The organism is Janthinobacterium sp. PAMC25594, from assembly GCF_019443505.1.
In the GTDB taxonomy this organism is placed as follows: domain Bacteria; phylum Pseudomonadota; class Gammaproteobacteria; order Burkholderiales; family Burkholderiaceae_D; genus Janthinobacterium.
In genome coordinates this window covers 77,312-96,866 of the sequence record NZ_CP080377.1, presented here as the reverse complement: position 1 = coordinate 96,866, position 19,555 = coordinate 77,312, and the positions used below count along the sequence as shown (strand labels likewise).

At 63.8% G+C, this 19,555-nt stretch carries 18 protein-coding genes; 5 read left to right on the top strand and 13 right to left on the bottom strand.

Annotated features, from left to right (window positions below):
* Positions 1–11 precede the first annotated feature (11 nt).
* Together KY494_RS00370 and KY494_RS00365 are read left to right on the top strand one after the other, a co-directional pair.
* The gene (locus KY494_RS00370) at positions 12–701 is read left to right on the top strand and encodes a response regulator transcription factor (RefSeq protein ID WP_219136769.1); all 690 of its coding nucleotides are present in this window, start codon (positions 12–14) and stop codon (positions 699–701) included.
* Positions 702–703: 2 nt separating this feature from the next.
* Positions 704–2,188, top strand: a complete 1,485-nt coding sequence (locus tag KY494_RS00365; RefSeq protein WP_219889431.1) for a cell wall metabolism sensor histidine kinase WalK — start codon at positions 704–706, stop codon at positions 2,186–2,188.
* 40 nt (positions 2,189–2,228) lie between these two features.
* Here KY494_RS00365 and KY494_RS00360 read toward each other — a convergent pair whose 3' ends face one another.
* From KY494_RS00360 to KY494_RS00340, 5 genes are all read right to left on the bottom strand, one after another.
* On the bottom strand, positions 2,229–2,570 hold the full coding sequence (locus KY494_RS00360; protein WP_219889430.1) for a FlxA-like family protein: 342 nt from the start codon (positions 2,568–2,570) through the stop codon (positions 2,229–2,231).
* A gap of 121 nt (positions 2,571–2,691) precedes the next feature.
* Positions 2,692–3,261, bottom strand: coding sequence for a dCTP deaminase (gene dcd / locus KY494_RS00355; protein WP_071076830.1), 570 nt, complete (start codon positions 3,259–3,261; stop codon positions 2,692–2,694).
* A gap of 133 nt (positions 3,262–3,394) precedes the next feature.
* The gene (locus tag KY494_RS00350; RefSeq protein ID WP_219889429.1) at positions 3,395–4,195 is read right to left on the bottom strand and encodes an alpha/beta fold hydrolase; all 801 of its coding nucleotides are present in this window, start codon (positions 4,193–4,195) and stop codon (positions 3,395–3,397) included.
* Between the two features lie 58 nt (positions 4,196–4,253).
* The gene (locus KY494_RS00345; protein ID WP_219889428.1) at positions 4,254–4,949 is read right to left on the bottom strand and encodes an HAD family phosphatase; all 696 of its coding nucleotides are present in this window, start codon (positions 4,947–4,949) and stop codon (positions 4,254–4,256) included.
* Positions 4,950–4,970: 21 nt separating this feature from the next.
* Positions 4,971–5,732, bottom strand: a complete 762-nt coding sequence (locus KY494_RS00340) for a TSUP family transporter (RefSeq protein ID WP_219889427.1) — start codon at positions 5,730–5,732, stop codon at positions 4,971–4,973.
* Positions 5,733–5,883: 151 nt separating this feature from the next.
* On the opposite strand from KY494_RS00340, the gene KY494_RS00335 reads away from it, so the two are divergent.
* Positions 5,884–6,807 (top strand): LysR family transcriptional regulator, encoded by a 924-nt coding sequence (locus KY494_RS00335; RefSeq protein ID WP_219133870.1) that lies wholly within the window; start codon positions 5,884–5,886, stop codon positions 6,805–6,807.
* A 180-nt stretch (positions 6,808–6,987) separates the two neighbouring features.
* Here the strand turns inward: KY494_RS00335 and KY494_RS00330 are convergent, their stop codons facing one another.
* Together KY494_RS00330 and KY494_RS00325 are read right to left on the bottom strand one after the other, a co-directional pair.
* Positions 6,988–7,752 (bottom strand): hypothetical protein, encoded by a 765-nt coding sequence (locus KY494_RS00330; RefSeq protein ID WP_219889426.1) that lies wholly within the window; start codon positions 7,750–7,752, stop codon positions 6,988–6,990.
* A gap of 39 nt (positions 7,753–7,791) precedes the next feature.
* Positions 7,792–10,215, bottom strand: a complete 2,424-nt coding sequence (locus tag KY494_RS00325) for a DNA internalization-related competence protein ComEC/Rec2 (RefSeq protein ID WP_219889425.1) — start codon at positions 10,213–10,215, stop codon at positions 7,792–7,794.
* 205 nt (positions 10,216–10,420) lie between these two features.
* On the opposite strand from KY494_RS00325, the gene KY494_RS00320 reads away from it, so the two are divergent.
* Positions 10,421–11,254 (top strand): class I SAM-dependent methyltransferase, encoded by an 834-nt coding sequence (locus tag KY494_RS00320; RefSeq protein ID WP_219889424.1) that lies wholly within the window; start codon positions 10,421–10,423, stop codon positions 11,252–11,254.
* 87 nt (positions 11,255–11,341) lie between these two features.
* Positions 11,342–13,327: a helicase-related protein gene (locus tag KY494_RS00315; RefSeq protein ID WP_219889423.1), complete on the top strand. Its 1,986-nt coding sequence runs from the start codon at positions 11,342–11,344 to the stop codon at positions 13,325–13,327.
* A 16-nt stretch (positions 13,328–13,343) separates the two neighbouring features.
* On the opposite strand, the gene KY494_RS00310 is transcribed toward KY494_RS00315, so the two are convergent.
* The 6 genes from KY494_RS00310 to KY494_RS00285 all read right to left on the bottom strand — a co-directional run bounded on the left by KY494_RS00310 (position 13,344) and on the right by KY494_RS00285 (position 19,483).
* Positions 13,344–13,817: a T6SS effector amidase Tae4 family protein gene (locus tag KY494_RS00310; RefSeq protein ID WP_219133875.1), complete on the bottom strand. Its 474-nt coding sequence runs from the start codon at positions 13,815–13,817 to the stop codon at positions 13,344–13,346.
* Positions 13,818–14,032: 215 nt separating this feature from the next.
* Positions 14,033–15,274, bottom strand: coding sequence for a sorbosone dehydrogenase family protein (locus KY494_RS00305; RefSeq protein WP_219889422.1), 1,242 nt, complete (start codon positions 15,272–15,274; stop codon positions 14,033–14,035).
* A complete protein-coding gene (locus tag KY494_RS00300; RefSeq protein WP_219889421.1) occupies positions 15,271–16,077 on the bottom strand; it encodes a TatD family hydrolase in 807 nt (268 codons plus the stop codon). The genes KY494_RS00305 and KY494_RS00300 overlap by 4 nt, the downstream gene beginning before the upstream one ends.
* A gap of 9 nt (positions 16,078–16,086) precedes the next feature.
* Positions 16,087–16,812, bottom strand: coding sequence for a lipoprotein-releasing ABC transporter ATP-binding protein LolD (gene lolD, locus KY494_RS00295; RefSeq protein ID WP_035819561.1), 726 nt, complete (start codon positions 16,810–16,812; stop codon positions 16,087–16,089).
* Between the two features lie 16 nt (positions 16,813–16,828).
* The gene (locus KY494_RS00290; RefSeq protein ID WP_219133878.1) at positions 16,829–18,088 is read right to left on the bottom strand and encodes a lipoprotein-releasing ABC transporter permease subunit; all 1,260 of its coding nucleotides are present in this window, start codon (positions 18,086–18,088) and stop codon (positions 16,829–16,831) included.
* 117 nt (positions 18,089–18,205) lie between these two features.
* Positions 18,206–19,483, bottom strand: a complete 1,278-nt coding sequence (locus tag KY494_RS00285) for a lipoprotein-releasing ABC transporter permease subunit (protein WP_219889420.1) — start codon at positions 19,481–19,483, stop codon at positions 18,206–18,208.
* Positions 19,484–19,555: the final 72 nt, after the last annotated feature.

Genomic DNA, 19,555 nt, shown 5'->3' with positions numbered 1-19,555 from the left:
AAAGCACAGGCATGAGCAAGGTTTTGTTAATCGATGACGACGTGGAACTGGTCGGCATGTTCCAGGAATACCTGACGCAGGAAGGTTTTGACGCGCGCGCCGTGCATGACGGCGAAAGCGGCGCGGCCGAAGCGCTGACGGGCCTGTACGCCATCGCCGTCCTCGACGTCATGATGCCGCGCATGAATGGCCTGGAAACCCTGCGCCGCATCCGCGCCGGCAGCAACCTGCCCGTCCTGATGCTGACGGCGCGCGGCGATGACACGGACCGCATCGTGGGCCTGGAGCTGGGTGCCGACGATTACGTGACCAAGCCGTGCACGCCGCGCGAGCTGACGGCGCGCATCCGCGCCATCCTGCGCCGTTCGCAGGCGGCGCCACACGACAGCTCGGGCCTGGCGCCGCTGGCCGTGGGCCAGTTGACGATGTGGCCGGAACAGCGCCGCGTTTCCTGGGCCGGTGCGCACCTGGAGCTGACGAGCACGGAATTCAACCTGCTGGAAGTGCTGGTGCGCCATGCGGGCAAGCCCGTGAGCAAGAATCAATTGTCGGAACTGGGCCTGGGCCGGCCCATGGCGCGCTTCGACCGCAATATCGACGTGCACTTGAGCAGCCTGCGCCGTAAACTGGGCAGCCTGGCCGATGGCCGTTCCTGCCTGCAGACCGTCTACCGTCTCGGCTACCAGCTGATCAAGGAGTAAGCGTGGGCCGCCTGTTCTGGAAATTTTTTCTGTGCATCATGCTGGCGCAAGTGACGGCCACCATCGGCATCGGCGGCACCTTCTGGCTGAAAAACCGGGCCGCGCAGCAGGAACGGGCCCTCGACATCGACACCAGCCCGCCCGCGCAAATGATCATCGAGGCCGCCAGCGCCACGCTGGAAGCGGGCGGCAGCCAGGCCTTGCGGCATTTTCTCGGCAAGATGGAGCGCATGCGCGTGTTTGCCGTCGATGCCAAAGGGCAAGAACTGATGGGCCGCACGGTGCATCCCGCCATGCTGGCCAAGGCGCGCGCCATGCTGGAGCAAGGCCAGCCCCATCCCGTCGTGCGCACAGTCACCGGCAGCGACGGCCAGCGCTATCTGCTGTTCCTGCCCTCGTCCGAACGCTTCCGCCATCCCGAAGCGGGCGCCGCGCGCGACACGCTCAACGCCGTCACCCTGAGCGGCCCGCGCGCCATGGGACCCGGTCCACGGCCCGACGCAGCGGGCACCCCGCCGCCACGCGGCGAATTCGGCCGCGGCATGCCGCCCGGCTCCCGCATGGACAGCCCCTACCGCACCTTCATTCCGCTGGCCGCCGCCATCGCCGCCAGCCTGCTGTTCTCCTTCTTGCTGGCCTGGTATTTTGCGCGCCCCATCCGCGACTTGCGGCAAGCGTTCGAGGCCGCCTCGCACGGCGACCTGGCGCCGCGTTTTCACGCCAGCGGCAAGCGCGGCGATGAATTGACGGACCTGGGCCGCGATTTCGACCGCATGACGGGCCGTTTGCGCAATCTCATGGAGAGCCAGACGCGCCTGCTGCATGATGTGTCGCACGAACTGCGCTCGCCGCTGGCGCGCCTGCAAGCGGCCATCGGCCTGGCGCACCAGCAGCCGGACAAGATGGACGCCTCGATGCAACGCATCGAACGCGAAAGCGAACGCATGGATAAGCTGATCGGCGAGCTGCTGACCCTGTCGCGGCTGGAAGCGGGCGCCGCCTCCCCCCTCAGCGAAGACGTCGACATCGCCGAGCTGCTGCACGACATCGTGGACGACGCCCGCTACGAAGCGAAGGCGCGCCAGGTGGGCATCGCCCTGGCGGGCGACGCAGCCATTGCCGACGCCGCTGTCACGGGCCGGCCGGAACTGCTGGCGCGCGCCGTGGAAAACGTGGTGCGCAATGCCGTCAAGCACAGCCCCGATGGCGGCACGGTGGAGGTGAATGTATCGCGCCTGCATGACGGCAAGCAGGATCTGCTGCGCATCGCCGTGCTGGACCAGGGGCCTGGCGTGGCCAGCGCCGACCTGGCCCGCATTTTTGAACCGTTCTTCCGCGCCAGCCATACCCAGCACAGCACGGACGGCCTGGGCCTGGCCATCGCCCAGCACGTCATCAACGCCCATGGCGGCCGCATCGGTGCCAGCTTGCGCAGCGGTGGAGGGCTGTGCGTGGAAATGCTGCTGCCCGTCAAAACGCCAGGCTGACCTTCCGGCGAGCCTGGCGTTTTGACGCGCGGATGTGCTGCTACGCCTGCGTATCGATGATGCTGCCCAGGGTCGACGAGGCCGACTTGGCCGGACTCGTCGCCGTATCGGCGCTGCTGGCCGTCTGAAGAGCTTGCTGCGCCGCCTGTTGCGCGGCCGCCGCCTGTAACTGGGCAATTTGCGCCTGCAAGGCCTGGATTTGCTGCGCCAGCTGCTGCTGCAGCTTTTGCGACGCGTCCGTCTGCGTGCCTTTCTGCGATTCCGTCAACTCTTTTTGCGCCGCCGTGATCTGCTTTTGCAGCGCCGCGATCTGCGAACTGCTGCCTGAACTGGCGCTGCTGGCCGCGCCGACTGTGCTGCCTGAACCGATTGCCGCTACCATGATGCCTCCTCAGTGTTTCAATACCAAGGTTAACGGCAAGCATGGAACGCGAACGTAGGGCCGCAGGTGTAAAGGCAGGTAAAGACAGCTCAAGACGGCTGGCGCCCCACCCTTCCAGCGATCAGGTCTTCGGCAAGGTCACGCCCACCTGGCCCTGGTATTTGCCGCCACGGTCCTTGTACGACGTTTCGCAGACTTCATCGGACTCGAAGAACAGCACTTGCGCCACGCCTTCGTTGGCGTAGATTTTCGCCGGCAACGGTGTCGTGTTGGAAAATTCCAGGGTCACGAAACCTTCCCATTCCGGTTCGAACGGGGTGACGTTGACGATGATGCCGCAACGGGCATAGGTGCTCTTGCCCAGGCAAATCGTCAATACATTACGGGGAATGCGGAAATACTCGACCGTACGGGCCAGTGCGAACGAATTCGGCGGGATGATGCAATAGCCCTTGCCCGACACATCGACGAAGTTGTTCGCATCAAAATCCTTCGGGTCGACGATGGTGGTGTTGATGTTGGTGAACAACTTGAACTCGTCGGCGCAGCGGATGTCATAGCCATAGCTGGAGGTGCCGTAGGACACGATGCGGTTGCCATCGCGTTCCTTGACCTGGCCAGGTTCGAACGGCTCGATCATGCCCGTTGATTCGGCCATGCGGCGTATCCATTTATCGCTTTTAATCGTCATCGCAGGGGTATCTTTCTAGAATATCGGAATGGCGGGGGCCGCACGCCAAGTACAGGCGCGGCCCGAATGGCAGGATTTTACGCGAAAACCCGCCACTTTTGGCACCCATCCCCCGAAAATCCTTGGTCTCAGGTTACTGTTTCGCCAGCAAGGAAGTGATCATCTCGCGCACCACTTGCGCCGTCAGTTCTGGGTTTTCCATGGGAAACAGATGGCCACCCGGCACCTGGCGGAAAAATTTCCCGACCAGCTTGCGCGTGGCCTTCAAGCCCGCCTGCCGGCATTCCACCGATTCCGTGCCGCCAATAAAGCCGATGGGCACCGGCAAACCATCCTTGACGAGGCTGCCGATATGGTGCGGCAAGCCGCGGTAGACATCGGTTTCCACTTCGCGCGTAAAGCGCAACTGCACCCCGTCCGGATGGGGGACCAGGCCGCTGTCTATGTAATCGCGCAACACCTGCGGCGCCCAGATGGCGAACATATCCTTCGCCGCGAAATGGGTATAGGCGGCTTGCGCGTCCGGCCACAGCTTGCGCCGCTTGGCGGAAAAACGTGCCGGCGAGAACCGCTCGCCCAGCGCCGTGTTGCGCGCCAGCCGCACCAGCAAGGCGCGCCAGCCCGCCACCACGGGCGAATCGAGCAAGACCACACTGCGCACGAGATCCGGCCGCTGCTTGGCCACCATCACGCTGAGCATGCCGCCCAGCGAATGGCCGACGAGGATCACGGGCGCGCTGTAGCGACGCTCCAGGTCATCGATATACTCGCGCACCAGCTCGGGCCAGCCCGTGCTGACGGGATAATCCGGGTCGTGCGCATGCATGTCGAGCGCCTGCACGCTGTAATGCTGGCCCAGCAGGCCGAACAGCTTGCGGTAGGTACCGGCCGGATAACTGTTGGCGTGGGCAAAGTGCAGTTGCGGGAGTGTCATCGTGGGGCCGTGCCGGTGAATGCGATAGGCAATTGTAATGGCATGCCGGCAAGCCGTATCAGAGGAAGGCCTCTAATTGCCGGGGAGCTTGCGCCATGCCGGGGACGAACGAAGCCAGCACTTCGCCCAGCTCGGCGTTTGAATCCACCACGCAAAAAGCGTCATCAAACGCGTGGTGACGGTTCATCTGGTTGCGCACGACGATGCATTCCAGTCCGGCGGCCCTGGCGGCGCGCAAGCCGCGCGGCGAGTCTTCCACGGCCACACAGTCGGCCGCAGCCAGGCCCAGGCGCTGCAGGCCCAGCTGGTAGCCGTCGGGCGCCGGCTTGCTTTCCCTATACATTTCACGCGTCAGCACGAAGTCGAAGTGCTGCAACAAGCCGGTGGCCGCATGGCTGATCTGGAAATGCTGTGCATAGGCGCTGGTGACCACGCCCATGGCCACGTGCGGGCGCAGCGCCGCCAGCACTTGCCCGATGCCGGGCATGGCCAGCTGGCGCGCCTGGCGCAAGCGTTGCGCAAACAGCTCGGTGCGCTCGGCGCGCAGGCGCTCGACCAGTTCGATGTCATGGCCTTGCCCCAGCAACAGATGCCAGGCGCCGTAGTTATTGTCCAGGAACCAGTCAAAGAATTGCTTTGGCGTCAGGTCTATACCGTAGGGCAAGAGCAAGTCGCGGTTGCTTTCGTAAAACAGCTGTTCGGTGGCGACCAACACGCCATCGTTGTCCCACAGCACGCCCCGGATGGTTTTCATGGCGAGGGTAGGCTCAAAAACTTACTTGAAGAAGATGTCGTAAGACAACTTCACGATCAGCAGCACCAGCAGCACGAGGAAGAGGATGCGCACGAAGGCGGCGCCGCGGCGCACGGCGATCCAGGTGCCCGTCAGGGCGCCCAGGATGTTGCACACGGCCATCGGTGCGGCCACCGCGTAGACCACGTGGCCGGCGGGAATGAAAAAGGCCAGCGCGGCCACGTTGGTGGCGATGTTCACCAGTTTCGAGCAGGCCGAAGCGAGGATAAAATCGAAGCCGAAGACGCGGATGAACAGGAAAATCAAAAAGCTGCCCGTGCCCGGCCCGAACAGGCCGTCATAAAAGCCGATGGCGCCGCCGATGACGATGGCGAGGATGCGTTCGCGCGGGCCGATGGGGCGCGCCTCGCGCGTGCTGCCGAAATCTTTCTTGATGAAGGTGTAGATGGCCATGATGATGATCAATACCAGCACCATGGGGCGCACCACCTGCTGCGGCACGTAGGACACGGCGGCCGCGCCGATAAACGACATGATGAAGGCGCTGGCCACGGCCGGCAGCACCAGCAGCCAGGGAATGTTGACCTTGCCGACAAACGAGCGGGCGGCAAACGTGGTGCCGCAGGCGGACGCCAGTTTGTTCGTGCCCAGCAAGGATGTCGAGGCCATGTTCGGCATCAGGTTGAACAGGGCCGGCAGCTGTATCAGCCCGCCCCCGCCCACGGCGGCATCGATCAGGCCGGCAAAGAAGGCAAATAAACACAGCAGCGAAATGGTCAGCATGATAGGCAATGAGGAATGGGCGACAGCGGCAGTATAGGCGTCAGTCACTTTTCCGGATGCAACTTCAAATTGCGGAAAACGCAATCAGGCGTAACGCTTGACGGAATGCGCCCCCGTGCGGTCTACTGGCCTCTTTTGCCGGGAGTCACCGATGTCGATGAAACTGATGTGGGAAATCCGCGCCTTCTGCACCGTGGTGGAAAAGCGCAGCTTCATCCACGCGGCGCGCATGCTGGGACGTTCGCCGTCGGCCGTCACGCGCGCCATCCAGTTCCTCGAAGACGCCATCGGCGCCGAGCTGATCCTGCGCACGCAAAAGCAGTTCACCCTGACGACGGCCGGCGAAACCTATTACGCGTCGGCCAAGCACTTGCTGGAAACACAGGCCGAGGCGGAAGACCAGTTGGCGGAATTGAGCAACTCGCCGCAAGGCTGGGTGCGCCTCTCGGCGCCGGAAATTTTGTCGCTGGGCTTCTTGCCGAAAGTGGTGGCGCAATTTTCGCGCGACTACCCGAACGTGTCCATCGATATCCATTTCTCGGACAAATCGATCGACCCCATCCAGGAAAAGCTGGACTTTGCCATCCGCGGCGCCTTTCCGCAGTCGAGCGAGCTGATCGGCTATCCCCTGTGGAATTACCGCCGCTATATGTACGCCTCGCCCGACTATATAGAACGCATGGGCGCGCCCGACGAACCGGAAGAGCTGGCCGGCCACGACATCATCATGCACTCGGCCCCGCGCATCCTGCGCGACTGGCATTTCGTTTCCAGCGAGCGCAACGTGCGCTACCAGGTGCAACCGCGTTTCCGCTTCACTTCCGGCATCGCCACCTTTCAGGCCGCCCTGGAAGGCGCCGGCATCGTGCGCCTGGCCAGCTGGCTGGCTGAACCGGCCGTGGCTGCCGGTAATTTACGCAGGGTCTGCACGGCGTACCGGCTGACGTCGTCGAAGGAGCTCGATCCCAGCATCCATGCCGTGTACGGCACGTCGAAGATGGCCAAGGGAGCAAGGCTGTTTCTGGAATATGTGCGGCAGCGGGGGCTGGAGATACCCGATGAACGCATAAGTTAGCGTCTATTTGGCGGCGATAGCATCGCCATGCACGGCGAACGGCGCACCCTCAAAGACAAAGCCGGCCACCTCGCGCATGCCCAGCCGTTCGACGCAGTGCGAGCACTGCTAGCAGTGGGCAACACCGCAGAGCGCCGGTTATGGAAGTCAGAAATCACAATAATTTATTGGGGGAGGTGCTTAATGTGCAACCTCACAAGCGGCCACCTCGCTGGCCTTGGCGCCATCCGCCACCTGCACGGCGCTTCGCTTGACATCGCCCCACAGGTAAAAGATGAGAAAAATTCCTACCAGTGGAAAAATAAAGTGCAGGACCTCATACTTTTTTTGCGGTGCAGGACAGTCTTCGTCAGCGCAGTTCTTCTTTCGCCATAGCCCCACCACGCCGTAGCGACACAAATAAATAACTGCGTTCATCGTCACTGCGAGTAGCCACACTGCCAAAATAATAAGGAGGCTGCCCAACCATGGCCTGACATTCGGTAGAAAACTCTTCGTCAGCACCTCCGAAAAGACGAGCGACAATAACATTCCGGTGGTGATGGACACCGTATGCGAAATGCCATGTATGACAGGCACCAGCACTTTCTGCCTGAAAAAATGCCCCCACTCGGCAGTCAACAACATCGTGCATGCCACCAGAAATAGGACAAGATTGAACAAGGGCCCTGGAATATCCTGGTAATGCACAATAAATTTGCACTGTAGTGACTTGGCCATGGCATTGACAGGCTGATCACTCGTAAATTGCAATCCAAATAAGATCAAGCCTGTAAACAAGCCACTCGCAATGCCAATACCCGTATGCCGCATCGCCTGCGCCAACGCTGGCGAAACGTCCTCCACATAACGTAACCATTGATCCCACCGAATCGAACGCAGGCGCCAGTAAGCAGCGTCGGCTTTCGCCACCAGGCGCTCGAAGGGATTGCATTCATCGCACATAATAAATCTCCTGTCCGGCATCCGGTGAGACGTATTACCTTATCGCCCATGCCAGTAACGTGGCCGGCTGGCCCGATACCGGGTCACCTCAACAGCGTCCCCAAACTCCATTACCACCGCGCCTTCCACATCCGTGCGCAGCCGCGCAATCCCCATCTCGCCATAGCGCGCGTAGACCTGCGCCTTCGGATGTTTATAGCGATTCCTGTGCCCAACCTGGAAAATCGCCAGGGCCGGATGGACGGCGCTCAAGAATGCTGACGTGGAAGACGTGCCGCTGCCATGATGGGGCGCCAGCAGCACATCGGCGGCCAGCTCACCGTCTGCCGAGCGGCCAAGCAATTGCGCTTCCTGCGCCGCTTCGATGTCGCCAGCCAGCAAGATTGCATGCTTGCCCGCCGTGATTTTCACCGCGCAGCTGCGGGCGTTCGGTTTCAGGGAAATGTCCGTGTGGCTGGCGGGCAGTGGGTGCAGCATGGCGAAGCGCACGCCTTCCCAAGTCCAGCGCTGGCCCGCCATGCAGTGCAGATACGGACGCCGGGCTTGCCGCCGGGCCTCGACGGCCGGGTGGCCGTCGAACAGCGACGAGGCCAGCCAGCCCACGTCTATATTTTCCAGCAGGGAAATGGCGCCGCCCGCGTGATCGAGGTCGCTGTGGGAAATGATCACGCCGTCCAGCCTGGCTATGCCGCGCGCGCGCAAATAGGGCACGATGACGCGGCTGGCGCCATCGGAATCGAGGCTGTAGGCGGGCCCCGTGTCGTACAACAAGCGGTGTCCATGCGTTTCCACCAGCACGGCCATGCCTTGTCCCACATCAAAGGCCGTGATCCACATCTGGCCAGGTGGCGGGCTGGACGGCAAGGCCGTCAGCAGCGGCAGCCAGCCCAGCATGCCCGCCCAGCGATGCGGCCATCCGCGTGGCGCCAGCAGCCAGGCCGTGCCAAACAATGCCCAGCAAAAACTCCACCATGGCGGCGCGGGCGCCGTCCACACGGCAAAACGGCGCGCACCGAGCCAGTCCAGTACCTGCGCCAGCATCTGCACGATGGCGTGTGCCAGCAGCAACAGCCCGTCGCACAAGGGCGCGGGCAGCAGGCTGCCCGCCAGGGACAAGGGCGTGACGACCAGGCTGATGACGGGAATGGCCAGCGCATTGGCCACAGGGCTGACCAGCGACACTTGCGAAAACAGCAGCATCGTCAACGGTACCAGCCCCACCGTCACCACATACTGCGTGTGCGCACCGAGCGCCACGGCCGCGCGCAAACGGCGCCAGCGGCCGGCGCTCTCCGGCAAGGGCGCCGTGGTGCGGCCTGCCGTCGCGTACAGCATGGTGGCGACGGCGCCGAACGACAGCCAGAAACCAGGCCACAGCACGGCCCACGGATCGAGCAGCACGACCACGCCCAACGCCAGGCACAGGATATGGCCGATGCTGGTGATGCGCCCCAGCCACAAGGCCAGCGCCACCACCAGCAACATATATAAAGTGCGCTGCGCCGGCACGCCGAAGCCCGCCAGCAGCACATAGGCAAATGCCGCCAGCGCACCGGCCAGGGCCGCCACTTTTTGCGCCGGCAGCAGCAAAGGCAGTTGCCGCTCCGTGAAAAACGAGCGCCGCCACAGCGCGCCTGCGCCCAAGGCGAACATTCCCGCGATCATCGTAATATGCAAGCCGGAAATTGAAATCAGGTGGCTCACGCCCGTGCGGTTGAATACTTGCCAGTCCGACTGGGGAATGGCGCGCTGATCGCCCACCACCAGCGCCACGATCACGCCCGCATACTGTTTATTCTCCAGGCTGCGCAGGATGCGCGCGCGCAGCACTGCGCGGCTCGCTTCCACCACGTTGCCGAAAGCAGGCACGAAGGCCGCCAGGCGCATGTTCGGCGTATCGGCGCGCGGCTGCGGCCGCACATAGCCGGTGGCGCGCACACCCTGCTCCAGCAGCCACGCCTCGTAATCGAAACCCATGGGATTCGCGTTGCCGTGCGGACGCGGCAGCCGCACCGTCAAACGCCAGCGTTCGCCCGGCTGCACGTCGCCCACCTCGTTCGTCACTTCATCGCGAAACCCCGCGTACCAGGACAGCGCGATCAGGGGCGGTACCTGCGCGCCAACCGCCTTTTCCACGGCAAAGTTAAAACGCACGCCCTGCTCGAAACGGTACGGCAAGCTGGCCACCGTGCCTGTCACGATGATGTCCTGCCCTTCATCGGCCAGCGCCAGTTGCGGCGCCATGGCGGCCTGGGCCAGCCAGGCCGCCCAATAAAAGCCCAGTCCCACGCCGGCGGCAAGCGCGACAACGCAGCGCCAGCGCGCGTGGCGACGCAGCGCCAGACTAACCGTCAACCCCAAGCCAGCGATCAGCCACAGCAGCACGCCAGCATGGGCCGGCAAGCTGGTCTGCATCTGCAGCGAAGCGGCGCCAGCGGCAAAGCCGAGTATCAGGGTGCGCATGGGAAGGCAGGATCAAGGCAAAATCCGCTCGCTGCGAAAGGGACTCAGATATTCTGATCGCTTTCGACTCGTTGCCGTCTGATCTGGCGCAATGGCGGCGTGGATAAGAACGCCCAGGCACACCATCCGTCGCCACCGTTGGCGACACTTTCCGCATGCTAAGATGACCATCCGGCGCCAGGCGCCACGACTTTGCGGACCTTGCATGACTCCACTGACAGCGGCCGAAACCTATTTGCAGGATTTTCATCAAAGGCAAGTCGGCGTGACCAGCGCCGCGTTCGCCCATCTGCCGGCCAGCTCCCCCGTCGGCAGATGGGCTTCGTCCTACGCCGTGCTGACCGACCTCGTGCCGGTCGGCGATAACCCCTTGTCTGTGCTCGACCTGGCCTGCGGCAATGGCCATCTGCTGGGATTGCTGGCCGCCCGGCAACAGGCGCAGCTGCAACTGCTCGGCGTCGACATGAGCGAGGCTGAACTGGCCGTGGCGCGCGCCGCCCTGCCCGCCTCCGTGCGGCTGCTGCCAGGCCGCAGCCAGGCGCTCGACCTGCCATCGGCCAGCGTCGATTATCTCGTGTCGCACATGGCGCTGATGCTGATGGACGACATCGAACAAGTCGTGCGGGAAATGCGCCGCGTGCTGCGTCCTGCTGGCCACTTTGCGGCCATCGTCGGCCGGACTTTCTTGCTGGGCGAAGTGAACGACGTTTTCATGCGCGTGTTCAAGCCCATCGCCAGCGACGCGCTGCCGCCGCTGCGCTTCGGCGACCAGCGCGCGGGGTCGGAAGCGGGCTGGCGCGAACTGCTCGATGCCGGTTTCGCAGACGTCGCGTTCGACGACATCGACGTGCCATGGGCACCCACGCCGGGCGAACTGTGGGCCGCACTGCTGGACACCTACGACATCGACCGCCTGGACGATGACGCCCGGCGGCGCCTGCGCAGCGCATTCCTGGATGCCGTGACGCCGCTGCAAGCCGGTGACGGGACAATCGCTACCGGCTGGGGCCTGCGCCTGGTGCGCGCGCGTGCCGCCTGAACATGCAGACGCCAAGGCTGGCGCCACCACCGCCCGTCCTCATCGACGGTATAATCGGCCTCGCTTACTTCAACACCCAGGCACGACATGACTTCCTCCGCACTTCCTCCCGACACTTCCACCGACATTTCCGACAGCAGCGAAGACAATAACGACGCCACCCTGGTCGCGGAACTGGGGGAACTGGCCGAGCATATCCGCCTGGTCAAGATGGAAGGCCGCGTCTTCGTGCGCTTCACCGGCACGGTCAAGGCCGGCCACCTGGTGGTGCCGTATGCGCTGGTGCCAAGCCAGGGCGTGCTGGCGCGGCCGGCCAAGTGGCGCAAGATGGACCGCGAAACCAAGCTGGCCCTGGTGCGCGAACGGGCCAGCGCGGCCGTCTTCGAAGAGCTGCGCCAGCATGTGATCGATTTCGTCGCCGATATCGCGGGCCTGAGCGAGGACGTGGACGCGGACCCGATGGTCTTCCTGCACACGCTGGCCGGCATGCAGACGTCGGAGCCGGCCGGCATGGTCTTCGACCGCATCCGCCAGCGCTTCAATCACGCCATCGAGCGCCAGCAGGAAGAGCAGCACGCGGCGCGCACGCGCCAGAGCATCAACCTTGCCGAGTATCCGGCCTCGTTCGAGATGGCGCGCCGCCTGCCGCGCCGCTTCATCGCCCTGCTCGGCCCCACGAATTCCGGCAAGACGCACCGCGCCATGGAAGCGCTGGTGAAGGCGAAGAGCGGCATCTACCTGGCGCCATTGCGCCTGCTGGCCCTGGAAAACTACGAACGCCTGCAGGAAGCGGCGCCGCACGGCAAGCCGCTGGCCGTGAGCCTGATCACGGGCGAGGAACGCCGCGTGGTCGACGGCGCCACGCACGTGGCCAGCACGGTGGAAATGCTGGACACGAAAACCGTCGTCGAGGTGGCCGTCATCGATGAAATCCAGATGCTGGCCGACCCGGACCGGGGCGCCGCGTGGACGGCGGCCGTCTGCGGCGCGCCCGCCCACACCGTGTACCTGGTGGGAGCGCCGGAAGCGCGGCGCGCCATTGAGGCGCTGGCCGAGCGCCTGGACTGCCCGCTGGAAGTCCATGTCTTGAAGCGCATGGCGCCCCTGTCGATGGAGCCGAGCGCAGTGCGCAAGGTACGCAACCTGCGCCGCGGCGACGCCGTCATCGCCTTTTCGCGCCGCGAAGTGCTGATGTGGCGCGACATGATCACGGAAACGGGGCTGTCCGTGGCCACCGTCTACGGCAATCTGTCGCCCGAAGTGCGGCGCGCGCAGGCGCAGCGCTTCCGCGACGGCACAGCCGATATCGTCGTCGGCACGGATGCACTGGCGATGGGCCTGAACATGCCGATCGCGCGCATCGTCATGACCACCTGCGTCAAATACAATGGCCGCGAAGAGGAAGAGATTTCGGCCGCGCTGGCGCGCCAGATCGCCGGGCGCGCGGGCCGCTATGGCGTGCATGAAGAGGGCCTGGTGGCCGGCTACGACAACGAGACGCATGAAGTCATGCGCGCGCTGCTGAAGGAAAAACTGCATCCGCTGAACACCAGCGGCTTTGCCGTGGCGCCCTCGCTCGAACACCTGCACCGCATTTCGTCGGTGACGGGCGAGCTGTCGCTGTCAAAACTGCTGCGCCGCTTCATCCACAATATCGACGTGCCGGACGGTTTCTTCTTCCCCCGCATCACGCAAGACCAGCAAGATCGTGCCGTCTGGCTCGACACATTACCGCTGTCCGTGGCCGACAAGTTCACGCTGTCGCTGGTGCCGATTTCGAGCAAGGTGCCATCCTTGCAAACGGCGTGGGAGCACTGGGCGAAGAATCTGTCGCAGGGAAAAACCAGCACCTTGCGCCAGCACGCGTACGGCGGCGGCACGCAGAATCTGCAGCAGGTGGAAGACACCTGCCGCTACTATTCGGCGTATGCGTGGCTCAGCTACCGCCTGCCCGAATTCTTCCCCGATATCGCCGTGGCGCAAAACCTGTCGCGCGACGCGTCGGAACGGGTCGACTCCATCCTGCGCGCGCACAATGCGGCTTCGCGCGGACGCTCGAAGAAGTTCAAATAGGCGTAAAAAGTAAGCGTCAACCGATTGGCCAGAACCAGACTTCGCCGCAATCCCAGTAGCACTCCGTGCCGCACAGCTTCACGCCGATAGACGGCAGCAGGATGTCGATATGCCCACCCGCGCCGCCCAGGTAGCCGGGAATGCGGAAGAAGGCGACCATGCCCTGGCGCTGGCCGATGCCGGCATTGGCCGCCCCGCGGCTGAATTTTTCGGGCGCGCCGAACAACGCGGGGCTGGCCAGCATGTGCGCCAGCTTGGCTTGTCCCGGCTCGATCAGCGCGCCCTTGAACGGCCCCTTGCGAATCGCCATGCGGCCTTGCAGCTGTATCCCCGCCTTGATCAGCGCCAGGCTGACGCGAATGGCGCAGGTGTTGGCAAAGCTGTCCTTGCCGATCAAATCTTCCCAGCCGATTTCGCCGAACAGGGCCGCCTGGTCGACGGCCGCCACGCTCGAATAATTTTCACGCAGCTTGATGAATGCAGGTTTCACGTCAGCCTCCCGTTGCTCCTGGTGGACAGGGAACATCAGGCCGATTGTAGGAGGATGCGGCAGCCCCGCACTGAGCGAGGTCAAGCACAGGTAGGGTAGGTCGGATTAGCGCGTCCGAAGGGCGCGCGTAATCCGACGACATTGTTGGCGCTACGGGTGTTGTCGGGTTACGGCCTTTGGCCTAACCGGACCTACACGTGCGAGGCCGGTGAAAGTTACGGCTTGCCCGCCGCCGCATAATGCAGCTTCAGCACCAGCCCGTTATGGTCGTCGGCCATATAGATATCGCCATCCTGGCCCTGCTTCACGTCGACGGGTGCGCCCCTGCCCTGCTTGCCCTTGCGCTCCCAGTTGCCGATCAACTCGACGGACTTGCCCAGCGGCGCGCCGGCCTTGTCGGGCAGCAGCGCCACCAGGCGGTGGCCGTTGCTGCGGTAGCCGTGGTAGCCGATGATCAGGCTATTCTTGTACAACGCCGGAAAGCGGCTGGCCGTGTAAAAGGTCATGCCCAGCGGGGCGGCATGGCCGGGCAGCAGACGCTCCGGCGCCGCATATTGGGCGTCGCAAGCCGTCTTCGGATATTCGGGACTGGCCACATTGTCGTCGTAGAAGTACGGCCAGCCGTAGTGCCGGTCGGCCTTGATCAAATTCAGTTCCTCGTGCGGCAGGTTCTCGTCGTTTTTCAACTGCGGCATGGCGGCCTGGATGGCGTCGCGCGCGTTTTCCGCCTGCCATAACTCGCCCGTCGCCGGATGAAAAGCCAGCGCCATCGAATTGCGCAAGCCGCGCGCATGCGTGCGCCAGCCCGTCACCGTGCCGGCCGGCCAGTCCATCTTGTATTCGCGGATGGCGCCCAGCGCTTCCGGGCCTTCGGCCGAAGGACAGGCCTTGGCCGGATCGGGCGCCTTGCCATCGTTCTCGCAATGGTCGGTGCTCGATCCCACGTTCACATACAGATCGCCCTTGGGGCTGAAGCGCATGTTCGTCAACAGGTGCAAACCGAGGCCCGGCAGGCGCGGCGTTTTCGCCGTGCCGCCGATGATGTCGGTGAGGGCGCGCGATGGATCGCGCAAGTCGAAGCGGAAGATGCGTCCCACCTCGCCCACGTAGACCATGCCGTCCGGTCCCTGCACGATGCCGTTCGGGCGATCTAGCTTGTCGAGCAACAGCTTGCGCTCGTAACCGGCGCCGGCCGCCTTGCGCTGCAACAGCCACAATTTACCCTGCTTCGGCGCCCATCCCGCCATGTCCGTGACGAGGATATCGCCATTCGTCAGCGGCAGCACGCCACGCGGGAATTTCAGGCCGTCGGCCAGCACGGCCACGCAAAAGCCGGCCGGCGTGGTGACGTCGAGGCGCGGCATGCCATCGCACTGGGCATTGACGGCCGCCAGGGCGGGTGCCAACGCGCTGCTCAAACAGGCCGCCAGGGCGCCGGTGATGATCTTCTTGTTCATAAGGGTGTTTCCATCAAGGGTAATCGGGGCAGCACGGCGCGCGCGTTGGCGCTGGTCGCAGCCGCCACTTGCGCCATATCCAGGCCGCGCAATTCGGCCAGCACGGCGCCGATGCGCGGCAATTCTTCGGGACTGTTGCGGGCCGGGTGAATCCAGCTGGGGGAAATGTCGGGCGCATCCGTCTCCAGCACGATGGCGTCCAGGGGCAAGTCCGTGGCCATGCGGCGTATCTGCAGCGCGCGGGTAAACGTCATGGCGCCGCCGAAACCGAGCTTGAAACCCAGGTCGATATAGCCCTGCGCCTGCTGGAAGCTGCCATTGAACGCATGCGCGATGCCGCCGTTCGGACGGATCTGGCGCGCGTGTTTGAGGACCATGTCCTGCGAGCGGCGCACGTGGACCAGCACGGGCAAATCGAAGTCGCGGGCGATTCTCAGCTGCTCGCGCAAGAAATGCTCCTGTTTGGCGCGCATGGCCGGTTCGCACAGCATGGGAATGAAGAAATCGAGGCCGATTTCGCCGATGGCGACAAAGCGCGGGTCATGCATGGCCAGCGCCACGGCGTCGCGCAGGGCGAGCAAATCGTCATCGGTGGCGTGCGGCACGTAGATCGGGTGGATGCCGAGCGCGTAGCAGGCGTTGGGCGCCGCTGCCGCCAGGTCGCGCACGATGCTGAAATTGGCCCGTTCGACGGCGGGAATGACGATCATGGCCACGCCTTGCGCGGCCGCGCGCGCCGACACCTGCAGCGATTCGCCGCCGAATTCATGCGCGTCGAGGTGACAGTGCGTGTCGATCCACATGGCGGACTCCTAGTATTGGTAAGGCTGCAGCCCTTCATCCGTCAGGCGCAGCACGCGATCGCAGCGCTTGGCCAGTTCGATATCGTGAGTGACGATAACGAAGGCCGTGCCCAGGGTGCGCGACAATTCCAGCATCAGGTCGAAGATTTGTTCGGCCGTGGCGTGATCGAGGTTACCCGTCGGTTCATCGGCCAGCACGCAGGCCGGCTGCGTGACGAGGGCACGGGCCAGGGCCACGCGCTGGCGCTCGCCGCCCGACAATTCGCCCGGCGTGTGCGTGACGCGCTTGGCCAGGTTCACACGCGTGAGAATCTGCTGCGCCAGCTCGGTGGCGGGCGCGCGCTTCATGCGCCGTATCATCAGCGGCATGGCGACGTTGTCGAGCGCGGAAAACTCGGGCAGCAGGTGGTGGAACTGGTAGACGAAGCCCAGCGAGGCGTTGCGCAAGTCGCCGCGCGCCTTTTCGCTGAGGGTGGCGAAATCCTTGCCCAGCAGGGTTACCTTGCCGCTGGTGGGCGTATCGAGGCCGCCCAGCAGGTGCAGCAGGGTCGACTTGCCGGAACCGGAGGCGCCGACGATGGCGACGCGCTCGCCACGGTGGACGTCGATGTCGATACCGGCCAGCACCTGCACCTTGTAGCTGCCCTGCGTGAAAGTCTTGCCCAGGCCTCGGCAGCTAAGGACGGCGGAATCGGCGGAAGCGCCGTTGGAGGCAGGTTTGTTCAGATCGGTCATGGTAGTCGTCAGTGGTTTATTCATAGCGCAGGGCTTCCGCAGGTTTGACGCGGGCAGCCCACCAGCTTGGGTACAGGGTCGCCAAAAAGGCGAGGATCACGGCCAGCACGCCGATCTTGGTGACGTCGGGCCAGCGCAGGTCGGACGGCACGGTGCTGATGAAGTAAATGTCCTTGGAGAGGAATTGCACGCCCAGCAAATGCTCGATGAAGGGCACGATGACGTCGATGTTCATCGCCACCAGCACGCCGCCGCCAACGCCCAGAAGCGTGCCCAGGATACCCACCAGCGCGCCCTGGATCATGAAGATCTTCATGATCGAGCCTGGCGAGGCGCCCAGCGTGCGCAAAATAGCGATATCGGCCTGCTTGTCCGTCACCGTCATCACCAGGGTCGAGACGAGGTTGAAGGCCGCCACGGCGATGATCAGGGTCAGAATGATGAACATCATGCGCTTTTCCGTCTGCACGGCGGCGAACCAGTTGGCGTTCAGCTTGGACCAGTCGCGCAGCCACAGGTCGCCCGGCATGGATTTTTTCAATTCGGCTGCCACTTGCGGCGCCTGGTTCATGTCGACCAGGCGCAGGCGCAGGCCGGACGGGCCGTCGAGGCGCAGCAAACGCTGGCCGTCTTCGATATTGATGAAGGCCAGACCGGCGTCGAATTCATTGTGGCCCGCCTGGAAGATGCCGCTGACGGTAAAGCTGCGCATGCGCGGCAGCACGCCGGCCGGCGTGACCTGGCCCTGCGCCAGCATCAAAGTCACTTTTTCACCGAGGTTGACGCGCAAGGCGCGCGCCAGCTCGATGCCCAGCACGATATTGAAGGTGCCCGGCTGCAGGGCCTTGAAGCTGCCCATGCGCGTCTGGCCGGCCACGTCGGAGACGTTCGGCTCTTCCTCGGGCAGCACGCCGCGCACGATGGCGGGACGCAGCGCGTCGTCGCGCAGCAGCATGCCCTGCGTTTCAACGAACGGCGCGGCGCCTTTGACGGCCGGATTTTTAAAGGCTTGCGCCGCTTCCGCGCGCCAGTCAGGCATGCTGCCGCTGTTGTCGAACACTTCCACGTGGGCCAGCACGGACAGCATGCGGTCGGTGACTTCCTTCTGGAAGCCGTTCATCACGGACAGCACGACGATCAGCGCCGCCACACCCAGGCCGATGCCGGCCATGGAAATGAGCGAGATGAAGGAGATAAAACTGTTGCGGCCACTGCGCTTGCCGGCCCGCGTGTAGCGCAGGCCGACCAGCCATTCGAAGGGAATATTTTTTAACATGCTTGTGATGTGATTGATTCTTGTGTAAGCGACATGCCACCGTGCTGACCCAACGGCGAAGTGCCGGGGTCGGACCCTGAGGGTCCGACCCCAGGTTCTGCCTTAGGGGTAATTTTCTTACTCATAGCGCAACGCCTCGGCCGGCTTGACGCGCGCGGCGCGCCAGCTCGGGTAGATGGTCGCCACCAGCGCCAGGCCAAAGGCGATCAGGCCGATCTGCGCCACGTCCAGCCAATGCACGTCCGACGGCACGGCGCTGATCTGGTAGATTTCCTTGGAGATGAAGTGCAAGCCAAAGATGCCTTCGATGAAGGGCACGATGACGCCCACGTTCAGCGCCAGCACGACGCCGCCGATCACGCCCAGCGCACTGCCCAGCAAGCCCACCAGCGCGCCCTGGATCATGAAAATCTTCATGATGGAAAACGGCGAGGCGCCCAGGGTACGCAAAATCGCGATATCGGCCTGCTTGTCGGTGACCGACATCACCAGGGTCGAGACCAGGTTGAAGGCGGCCACGGCGATGATCATGCTGAGGATGATGAACATCATGTTCTTCTGGCTTTGCACCAGCGCATACCAGCTGGCACTGGCGCGCGACCAGTCGCGCATCCACAGCTGGCCCGGCATCGAGGCTTTCAGTTCGCGCGCCACCTGCGGCGCCTGGTTCATGTCATGCAGACGCAGACGCAGGCCGGACGGGCCGTCGAGCTGCAGCAGCTGCTCCGCATCCTGCATGTTGACGAAGGCCAGGCTGCCATCGAGTTCATTGTGGCCTGCCTCGAAGATGCCCGCCACCTTGAGCGCGCGCATGCGCGGCATGACGATGCCAGTGGCCGGATCGCCCGCCCTCGGCTCGCGCTCGAGCATCAGGGTCACGTTCTGCCCCACTTTCACGTCAAGCGCCTTGGCCAGGTCGATGCCCAGCACGATGTTGTACGAGCCTGGCGTGAGATCCTTGAAACTGCCCTGCTTCATCTGGGCGGCCACGCTGGAGACGGTGGCTTCCTGCTGCGGCAGCACGCCGCGCACGACGGACGGGCGCATGGTTTCGTCGTTCAGCAGCATGCCCTGGGTTTCCACGAACGGCGACACGGCTTTCACTTGCGGGTTGGCGTAGGCGGCGCGCTCCTGCGCCTGCCAGTTCGGCATGGAACCGCTGGTGTCGAACACCTCGACGTGGGCCAGCACCGACATCAAACGGTCGGTGACTTCCTTCTGGAAGCCGTTCATGACGGAGAGGACGACGATCAGGGCCGCCACGCCCAGGCCGATGCCGGCCACGGAAATGAGGGAAATGAAGGAAATGAAGCTGTTGCGGCCACTGCGCTTCCCGGCGCGCGTATAGCGCACGCCGACCTGCCACTCAAAAGGAAATTGTTTGATGATGCTCATGCGCTCCCGCGACAACGATAATATGCGAGCGCGCAGTGTGCCACACAATGGACTTTTTATGCATGAAACTAT